Annotated in this window: 5 protein-coding genes; 3 read left to right on the top strand and 2 right to left on the bottom strand. The window is 66.9% G+C overall.

Going from position 1 to position 8,975, the window contains the following annotated elements; all coding sequences use genetic code 11:
- Together RTO53_RS16165 and RTO53_RS16160 are read right to left on the bottom strand one after the other, a co-directional pair.
- Window positions 1-315 (bottom strand): cytochrome c (locus RTO53_RS16165; RefSeq protein ID WP_312238759.1); only part of this gene is annotated, 315 nt, incomplete at its 3' end.
- An 8-nt stretch (window positions 316-323) separates the two neighbouring features.
- Entirely contained in the window at window positions 324-737 is a 414-nt protein-coding gene (locus RTO53_RS16160) for a c-type cytochrome (protein ID WP_312238758.1), read from the bottom strand.
- Between the two features lie 204 nt (window positions 738-941).
- On the opposite strand from RTO53_RS16160, the gene RTO53_RS16155 reads away from it, so the two are divergent.
- From RTO53_RS16155 to RTO53_RS16145, 3 genes are read left to right on the top strand one after another with little or no spacing between them, the layout of a single operon-like run.
- Entirely contained in the window at window positions 942-2,084 is a 1,143-nt protein-coding gene (locus tag RTO53_RS16155; RefSeq protein ID WP_312238757.1) for an efflux RND transporter periplasmic adaptor subunit, read from the top strand.
- Window positions 2,081-5,590, top strand: coding sequence for an efflux RND transporter permease subunit (locus RTO53_RS16150; RefSeq protein ID WP_312238756.1), 3,510 nt, complete (start codon window positions 2,081-2,083; stop codon window positions 5,588-5,590). The genes RTO53_RS16155 and RTO53_RS16150 overlap by 4 nt, the downstream gene beginning before the upstream one ends.
- Complete coding sequence (locus RTO53_RS16145) at window positions 5,587-8,673, top strand: efflux RND transporter permease subunit (RefSeq protein ID WP_312238755.1); 3,087 nt, start codon at window positions 5,587-5,589, stop codon at window positions 8,671-8,673. The genes RTO53_RS16150 and RTO53_RS16145 overlap by 4 nt, the downstream gene beginning before the upstream one ends.
- Window positions 8,674-8,975 lie beyond the last annotated feature (302 nt).

Here is an 8,975-nt window from a genome sequence, read left to right as displayed (position 1 = left end):
ATGCGCCAGGTAATCACCGTACTGCCCCCCCAGTTTCGGGTAGGTCGGGTCGATCGGCTTGTTGCCGTCGGCGCCGTGGCAGTCGATGCAGCTCTGGCCGGTGGCCTTGCCCTTGACCTGGGCACGGGCTTCACCGGCGGCAAGGCGTCCGGCCGGGAGGCCGGCGGAAGAGCCGGACCCATGCTCGCCACTGGCGTGGCCCGGGTCGGCGGCGGAGTCTGCGCTGTTTTCCACCTGTGACTGCGAACATGCAGTCATCAGCAGGGCAACGGACAGGGCGATGGCGTGACGCTTGAAGGGCGTGGCTTTCGACATGAGCGCGCTTATTTGACGGTGGACAGGTAAACAGCGAGATCGGCGATCTCCTGTTCGCTGAAACTCATGGACTGCGCCTGCATCGTGGGATGCCGGCGCTTGCCCTGGCGGTATTCGCTCAGCGCCTGGCTGAGGTACTGCTGGGTCTGCCCGCCAATCTTGGGCACCCGGTAACTGGGGTAGGCGTTCTTGTAGCCGGTGATGCCGTGGCACCCCTGGCAGGTGTACGCCAGCACGCGGCCATTGTCGAAGCTCCCGGTGAGGGCGACGGGGGCAGGTGCGGCAGGGGCTGAGGCAGGAGCAGGAGCGGGTGCGGGTACGGCAGGTGCTGCGGGTACTGCTGGAGCAGTGGCGGCCTGTGCGGCGGCCCCGAGGGGCAGGAGGACGGCCAGAAGACAAGCGGCGAGCGGCTGCGGGCGCATGATGTCCTTTCCGGTGTACGGGTCTGGTCGTTCCGGCGTGGGGTACGGAACTGGCCCGAGTATAGCCTGCGATTTCATCTAGCTGAAACCGGCTGCCGACCGGTGCTGCCGCAGGTCACCATGACCTTTGGGATATGGTGTTGTCGTGACGTGGTGCATTAGTTTGCTACCACACCTGCCCACGCATCCCTCAGGGACACGACGATGTCGCGAAAATCTTTCCTGCACGGCCGCACCGGAACCTGCGCCGCTGCTCTGCTCATCACCACTTCGCTGCTGCTGAGCGGCTGCGGGGCCGGCACCGGTACCGCCGATGCGCAGGCCGCCGAAAAGGACGCCAAGGCCGAAAAGGTCGACGCGGTCCCGGTCGAAGCGGTCGCCGCCAGCCGCCGCGCGGTGGCAGCCAGCTACACCGGCACCGCCGCGCTGGAAGCGCGCGCCGAGTCGCAGGTGGTGGCCAAGACCTCCGGCGTGGCATTGGCAGTGCTGGTCGAAGAGGGCCAGGCAGTGCGCGCCGGGCAGCCGCTGGTACGGTTGGATCCGGACCGTGCGCGGCTGGCCGTGGCCCAGAGCGAAGCGGTGATGCGGAAGCTGGAAAACAACTACCAGCGTGCGCAGAAGCTGATCGGCCAGCAGATGGTCAGCGCCGCCGACGTCGACCAGATCAAGTACGACCTGGAGAACGCCCGCGCGCAGTACCGGCTGGCCACGCTGGAACTGTCCTACACCACGGTGGTGGCGCCGATCTCCGGCGTGATCGCCTCGCGCTCGATCAAGACCGGCAACTTCGTCCAGATCAACACGCCGATCTTCCGCATCATCGACAACTCGCGCCTGGAAGCCACGCTCAACGTGCCCGAGCGCGAACTGGCCACCCTGCGCGCCGGCCAGCCGGTGACGCTGCTGGCCGATGCGCTGCCGGGCAAATCGTTCCCGGGCGTGGTCGACCGTATCGCGCCGGTGATCGATGCCGGCAGCGGCACCTTCCGCGTGGTCAGCGGTTTCGGCGAAGACGCCGAAGGCCTGCAGCCGGGCATGTTCGGCCGCATCCGCATCGATTACGACCAGCGTGCCGATGCGCTGGTGGTGCCGCGCCTGGCGCTGCTCGACGACGGCGAACCGGCGGTGTTCCGCGTGCGCGCGGGCAAGGTCGCACGGGTGCCGGTCAAGCTCGGTTATGCCGAAGGTCCGTGGGTCGAAATCCGCGATGGCCTGGCCGAAGGCGACCAGGTGGTCACCGCCGGCAAGGTGGCGCTGCGTGACGGCACCGCGGTGCAGGTGATCGGTGCCAAGCCGACTGCCACCGCCGCTGCCGTGCCGGCCAAGAAGGCGGAGAGCCGCCAATGACATCGGCCGGCAACGACCACGGCAACGACCCGCACGCTGGCGAGCGTCCGGGCGCGCACGGTGGTGGACTGGTGGAATTTGCCACCCGCCGCCGCGTCACCATCGCCATGTGCACGGTGACGCTGATGCTGTTCGGCTTCATCGCCCTGGGCAACCTCAAGGTCAACCTGCTGCCCGACCTGAGCTATCCCACCCTGACCGTGCGCACCGAGTACACCGGTGCGGCGCCGACTGAAATCGAAACCCTGATCAGCGAGCCGGTCGAAGAGGCCGTGGGCGTGGTCAAGAACCTGCGCAAGCTCAAGTCGGTGTCGCGCACCGGGCAGAGCGATGTGGTGCTGGAGTTCGCCTGGGGCACCAACATGGACCAGGCCAGCCTGGAGGTGCGCGACAAGATGGAAGCACTGAACCTGCCACTGGAGGCCAAGGCCCCGGTGCTGCTGCGCTTCAATCCGTCCACCGCGCCGATCATGCGCCTGGTGATCTCGGCAAAGAAGGAGGCCGCCACCGATGCCGACGCGGTGCGCCAGCTGACCGAGCTGCGCCGCTATGCCGACGAGGACCTGAAGAAGAAGCTGGAGCCGGTCACCGGCGTGGCGGCGGTCAAGGTCGGCGGTGGCCTGGAAGACGAGATCCAGGTCGACATCGACCAGCAGAAGCTGGCCCAGCTCAACCTGCCGATCGACACCGTCATCAAGCGGCTCAAGGAAGAGAACATCAATATTTCCGGTGGACGCCTGGAGGAAGGCTCGCAGCGTTTCCTGGTGCGTACCGTCAACCAGTTCGCCGACCTGGACGACATCCGCAACCTGCTGGTGACCACCCAGGGCAGCAACGGCAGCGCCGCCGACGCGGCCATGCAGCAGATGTTCGCGATCGCCGCATCCACCGGTTCGGACGCAGCCGTCGCCGCCGCCTCGGCCGCGCAGAGTGCGTCCAGCAGCAGTTCCTCCACCGTCGCCAACGGCATGCCGGTGCGGTTGAAGGATGTCGCCAGCGTGCGCCAGGGCTACAAGGAGCGCGAAGCGATCATCCGCCTCGGCGGCAAGGAAGCGGTTGAACTGGCCATCTACAAGGAAGGCGATGCCAACACCGTCGCCACCGCCGCCGCGCTGCGCACCAAGCTGGAACAGATCAAGGGGCAGATTCCCGGCGACGCCGAACTGACCACCATCGAAGACCAGTCGCGCTTCATCGAACACGCCATCAGCGACGTCAAGAAGGACGCGGTGATCGGCGGCCTGCTGGCCATCCTGATCATCTTCCTGTTCCTGCGCGATGGCTGGAGCACGTTCGTGATCAGCCTGTCGCTGCCGGTGTCGATCATCACCACGTTCTTCTTCATGGGCCAGATGGGATTGAGCCTCAACGTGATGTCGCTGGGCGGCCTGGCACTGGCCACCGGCCTGGTCGTAGACGACTCGATCGTGGTGCTGGAGAGCATCGCCAAGGCGCGCGAGCGTGGCCTGGGCATCCTGCAGGCGGCGATCGCCGGCACCCGGGAAGTGAGCATGGCCGTGGTCGCCTCCACGCTGACCACCATCGCGGTGTTCCTGCCGCTGGTGTTCGTCGATGGCATCGCCGGCCAGCTGTTCCGCGACCAGGCGCTGACCGTGGCGATCGCCATCGCGATCTCGCTGCTGGTGTCCATGACCCTGATCCCGATGCTGAGCTCGCTCAAGGGCCGCCCGCCGCTGGCGTTCCCGGAAGAACCGGCGCACGCCACCTGGCAGCCCGAACAGCGCTGGCTCAAGCCGGTGGCAGGTGGCCGCCGCGGCATCGGCGCGCTGGTGCGCTGGACCTGCTTCGGCGTGGCCTGGGCGGTGATCCGCGTCTCGCGCGGGGTGGCCGCGGTGGTCGGCCCGGTGATGCGCAAGGCAAGCGATGTGGCGATGAAGCCCTACGCCGGCGCCGAGCGCGGTTACCTCAAGCTGCTGCCGGGCGCCTTGCACCATCCGGGCAAGGTGCTGGGGCTGGCCGGCCTGGCCTTCGTGGCCACCCTGGCGCTGGTGCCGATGCTGGGCGCCGACCTAATCCCGCAGCTGGCCCAGGACCGTTTCGAGATGACCGCCAAGCTGCCGGCCGGCACGCCGTTGAAGCAGACCGATGCACTGGTCCGCGAACTGCAGCTGGCCCACGCCAAGGACGGCCAGATCGCCTCGTTGTACGGCGTCAGCGGCAGCGGTACGCGGCTGGATGCCAGCCCCACCGAAAGCGGCGAGAACATCGGCAAGCTGACCGTGGTGATGGCCGGTGGCGGTGACGCGCGTACGGAAGCGGCGATCACCGAGCGCCTGCGTGATTCGATGCAGCAGCACCCGGGCGTGCAGGTCGACTTCGCGCGGCCGGCATTGTTCAGCTTCTCCACGCCGCTGGAAGTGGAACTGCGCGGCCAGGACATGGCCACGCTGGAACACGCCGGCCAGGCGCTGGCGGCGATGCTGCGCAACAACCCGCACTACGCCGACGTCAAATCCACGGTGGAAGAAGGGTTCCCGGAAATCCAGATCCGCTTCGACCAGGAACGTGCCGGCGCACTTGGCCTGACCACCCGGCAGATCGCCGATGTGGTGGTCAAGAAGGTGCGTGGCGACGTGGCCACCCGCTACAGCTTCCGCGACCGCAAGATCGACGTGCTGGTGCGCGCCCAGGAAGGCGACCGTGCCAGCGTGGACAGCATCCGCCGGTTGATCGTCAATCCGGGCAGCAGCCGTCCGGTGACCCTGGATGCGGTGGCCGAGGTGGTCGCCACCAACGGCCCGAGCGAGATCCATCGCGCCGACCAGACCCGCGTGGCGGTGGTCTCGGCCAACCTGCGCGACATCGATCTGGGCGGTGCGGTGCGCGAGGTACAGGACATGGTCGCCCGACAGCCGCTGGGTGCGGGCGTGGGCATGCACATCGGCGGGCAGGGTGAGGAGCTGGCCGAATCGGCGCGCTCGCTGATCTTCGCCTTCGGCCTGGCGATCTTCCTGGTCTACCTGGTGATGGCCTCGCAGTTCGAGTCGCTGCTGCACCCGTTCGTCATCCTGTTCACCATCCCGCTGGCGCTGGTCGGGGCGATCCTGGCGCTGATGCTCACCGGCAAGCCGATTTCGGTGGTGGTGTTCATCGGCCTGATCCTGCTGGTCGGCCTGGTGACCAAGAACGCCATCATCCTGATCGACAAGGTCAACCAGCTGCGCGAATCCGGCGTGCCCAAGCAGCAGGCGCTGGTGGAAGGCGCGCGCTCGCGCCTGCGGCCGATCATCATGACCACCCTGTGCACGCTGTTCGGCTTCCTGCCGTTGGCGGTGGCGATGGGCGAGGGCGCCGAAGTGCGCGCGCCGATGGCGATCACCGTCATCGGTGGCCTGTTGGTGTCCACCCTGCTTACCCTGATCGTCATCCCGGTGGTGTACGACCTGCTGGACCGTCGCGGCGATGCGTATTACCGCGAACGTGGGCGCAAGCATGCCGGTGTCGTCGAGACCCCCGGTACCGGCACCGCACAGGAGCCGGCATGAGCATCGCCGAGTTCTCCATCCGCCGTCCCATCACCACCATCATGTGTTTCGTGTCGCTGGCGGTGGTGGGGCTGATCGCCTCGTTGCGGTTGCCGCTGGAGGCGCTGCCGGACATCTCGGCCCCGTTCCTGTTCGTGCAGGTGCCCTACACCGGCTCCACCCCGGAGGAAGTGGAGCGCAACATCATCCGCCCCACCGAAGAAGCGCTGGCCACCATGACCGGGATCAAGCGCATGCGCTCCTCGGCCACCTCCGAAGGGGCCAGCATCTTCATCGAGTTCACCGACTGGGACCGCGACATCGCCATCGCCGCCTCGGACGCGCGTGAGCGCATCGACGCGATCCGCACCGACCTGCCCGATGACCTGCAGCGCTACAGCGTGTTCAAGTGGTCCAGCAGCGACGACCCGGTGCTCAAGGTGCGCCTGGCCAGCAGCAGCGACCTCACCGGCGCGTACGACATGCTCGACCGCGAGTTCAAGCGGCGCATCGAACGCATTCCCGGCGTGGCCCGGGTCAACATCTCCGGCGCGCCACCCAACGAGGTGGAGATCGCGATCAGCCCGGACCGCCTGACCGCGCACAACCTGAGCATCAATGACCTCAGCGACCGTCTGCGCACACTCAACTTCTCGATCTCGGCCGGGCAGATCGACGACAACGGCCAGCGCGTGCGCATCCAGCCGGTCGGGGAGATCACCGACCTGCAGGAGCTGCGCGACCTGGTGATCGACACCAAGGGCCTGCGCCTGGGCGACATCGCCGACATCCGGCTCAAACCCACGCGGATGAACTACGGCCGCCGTCTGGATGGCAATCCTGCCGTCGGCCTGGACATCTTCAAGGAGCGCAGCGCCAACCTGGTGGAAGTCTCGCGCGCGGCGCTGGCCGAAGTGGAGGCGATCCGCAAGCAGCCGTCGATGCGCGATGTGCAGATCAAGGTCATCGACAACCAGGGCAAGATGGTCACCTCCTCGCTGCTCGAGCTGGCCGAGGCCGGCGCCGTCGGCCTGCTGTTGTCGATCACGGTGCTGTTCTTCTTCCTGCGCCATTGGCCGTCCACGCTGATGGTGACCCTGGCGATCCCGATCTGTTTCGTGATCACCCTGGGTTTCATGTACTTCGCCGGGGTCACCCTCAACATCCTGACCATGATGGGCCTGCTGCTGGCCGTCGGCATGCTGGTGGACAATGCGGTGGTGGTGGTGGAGAGCATCTACCAGGAACGCGAACGCATGCCCGACCAGCCGCGGCTGGCCTCGATCATCGGCACCCGCAACGTGGCCATCGCGCTCAGCGCCGGCACCCTGTGCCACTGCATCGTGTTCGTGCCGAACCTGTTCGGCGAGACCAACAACATCAGCATCTTCATGTCGCAGATCGCGATCACCATCTCGGTCTCGCTGCTGGCCTCGTGGCTGGTGGCGGTCAGCCTGATCCCGATGCTGTCCGCGCGCATGCAGACCCCCAAGCTGGTGCATGCCGAATCCGGGGTCATCGCGCGCCTGCAGCGCCGCTACGCCAAGGTCCTGCGCTGGACGCTGGAACACCGGGGCTGGAGCGTGTTCGGCATCCTCATGGTGGTGGCCATCAGCCTGGTGCCGATGAAGCTGACCAAGATCGACATGTTCGGGGGCGAGGGTGGCCATGAGGTGTTCATCGGCTACAACTGGAAGGGCGCCTACACCTACAGCCAGATGTCCGAGGAAGTCGCCCGGGTCGAGCACTACCTCGATGGCCAGCGCGAGACGCTGCACATCACCCAGATCTATTCCTGGTACAGCGAACAGGAAGGCAGCAGCACCGTCGTGACCTTCGATGCAGCGCATGCCGACAACATGCCTGCGGTGCAGGAAGCGCTGCGCAAGGGGCTGCCGCGTTCGGCGCGTGCCGATTACATCGTCGGCAACCAGGGCGGCGACGGTGGCGGCAGCGGCAATCAATCCGTGCAGGTGCAGCTGGTAGGCGACTCGACCAAGATGCTGCAGGAGATCGGCGAGGAAGTGGTGCCGCTGCTGGCCCAGCGCAAGGAACTGCGCGATGTGCGCATCGACAACGGCGAGAAGGGCAGCGAGCTGGCCATCCACGTCGACCGCGAGCGCGCGGCGGCGTTTGGCTTCAATGCCGAGCAGGTCGCCAGCTTCGTCGGCCTGGCGCTGCGCGGTGCGCCGATGCGCGAGTTCCGCCGGGGCGACAGCGAGGTGCCGGTGTGGGTGCGTTTTGCCGGCGCCGAACAGAGCAGCCCGGAAGACCTGGCCAGCTTCACCGTGCGTACCGGCGACGGGCGATCGGTGCCGTTGCTGAGCCTGGTCGATGTGTCGATCAAGCCGTCGGCCACGCAGATCGGCCGCACCAACCGGCAGACCACGTTGACCATCAAGGCCAACCTGGCCGAGAAGATCACCGCCCCGGAAGCGCGCAAGGCGATGGAAGAGACGCTGACGCCGATGAGCTTCCCGGCCGGTTACACCTTCACCTTCGATGGCGGCGACTACGGCAACGACAACGAGGCCATGCAGCAGATGCTGTTCAACCTGATCATCGCGCTGGTGATGATCTATGTGGTGATGGCGGCGGTGTTTGAATCGCTGCTGTTCCCGGCGGCGATCATGAGCGGGGTGCTGTTCTCGATCTTCGGGGTGTTCTGGCTGTTCTGGCTGACCGGGACCTCGTTCGGGATCATGTCCTTCATCGGCATCCTGGTGTTGATGGGCGTGGTGGTGAACAACGGCATCGTGATGATCGAGCACATCAACAACCTGCGTCGGCGCGGAATGGGCCGCACCCAGGCGCTGGTGGAGGGCTCGCGCGAGCGCTTGCGCCCGATCATGATGACCATGGGCACCGCGATCCTGGCGATGATCCCGATCTCGCTCACCGACACCCAGCTGCTCGGCAACGGTCCGCCGTACTACCCGATGGCGCGTGCGATTGCCGGCGGCCTGGCGTTCTCGACGGTGGTCAGCCTGCTGTTCCTGCCGACCATCTACGCGATGCTGGATGACATGAGCATCGCCGTGGGTCGGATCATCCGCCGCGCACGCGGTCTGCCCGCCAAGGGCGAAGCGGCAACGGCCGCCTGAACGGCTTGGTGGCCGCCAGCAAAAAAGCCCCGCGTTCGGTAGTGCCGGCCGCTGGCCGGCTCCACGCGGATCCGGATTCCCGGTAGTGCCGGCCGCTGGCCGGCTCCACGCGGATCCGGATTCCCGGTAGCGCCGGCCGTTGGCCGGGGTGGGCAGTGCCAGGCGGTGTCTCCGTACGGGTCTGTCGCGCGCGTGTGGGCCCCGTAGCAGCCGGTAGGCCCCTGGCGCAAATGTCCCCCGGCCGCAGGCGGCCTCCTCCTTTATTTTGCCCAGGAGCCTACCGGCCGCTACGGGGCTCGGCT

Origin of the sequence: Stenotrophomonas sp. (assembly GCF_031995405.1) — a bacterium.
Lineage (GTDB): Bacteria > Pseudomonadota > Gammaproteobacteria > Xanthomonadales > Xanthomonadaceae > Stenotrophomonas.
This window is presented reverse-complemented; position numbering and strand designations above follow the sequence as displayed.

Excerpts from the sequence above, each read along its gene's own strand:
- RTO53_RS16155 (WP_312238757.1), top strand. The coding sequence starts at position 942 with ATGTCGCGAAAATCTTTCCTGCACGGCCGCACCGGAACCTGCGCCGCT.
- RTO53_RS16160 (WP_312238758.1), bottom strand. The coding sequence starts at position 737 with ATGCGCCCGCAGCCGCTCGCCGCTTGTCTTCTGGCCGTCCTCCTGCCC.
- RTO53_RS16150 (WP_312238756.1), top strand. The coding sequence starts at position 2,081 with ATGACATCGGCCGGCAACGACCACGGCAACGACCCGCACGCTGGCGAG.
- RTO53_RS16145 (WP_312238755.1), top strand. The coding sequence starts at position 5,587 with ATGAGCATCGCCGAGTTCTCCATCCGCCGTCCCATCACCACCATCATG.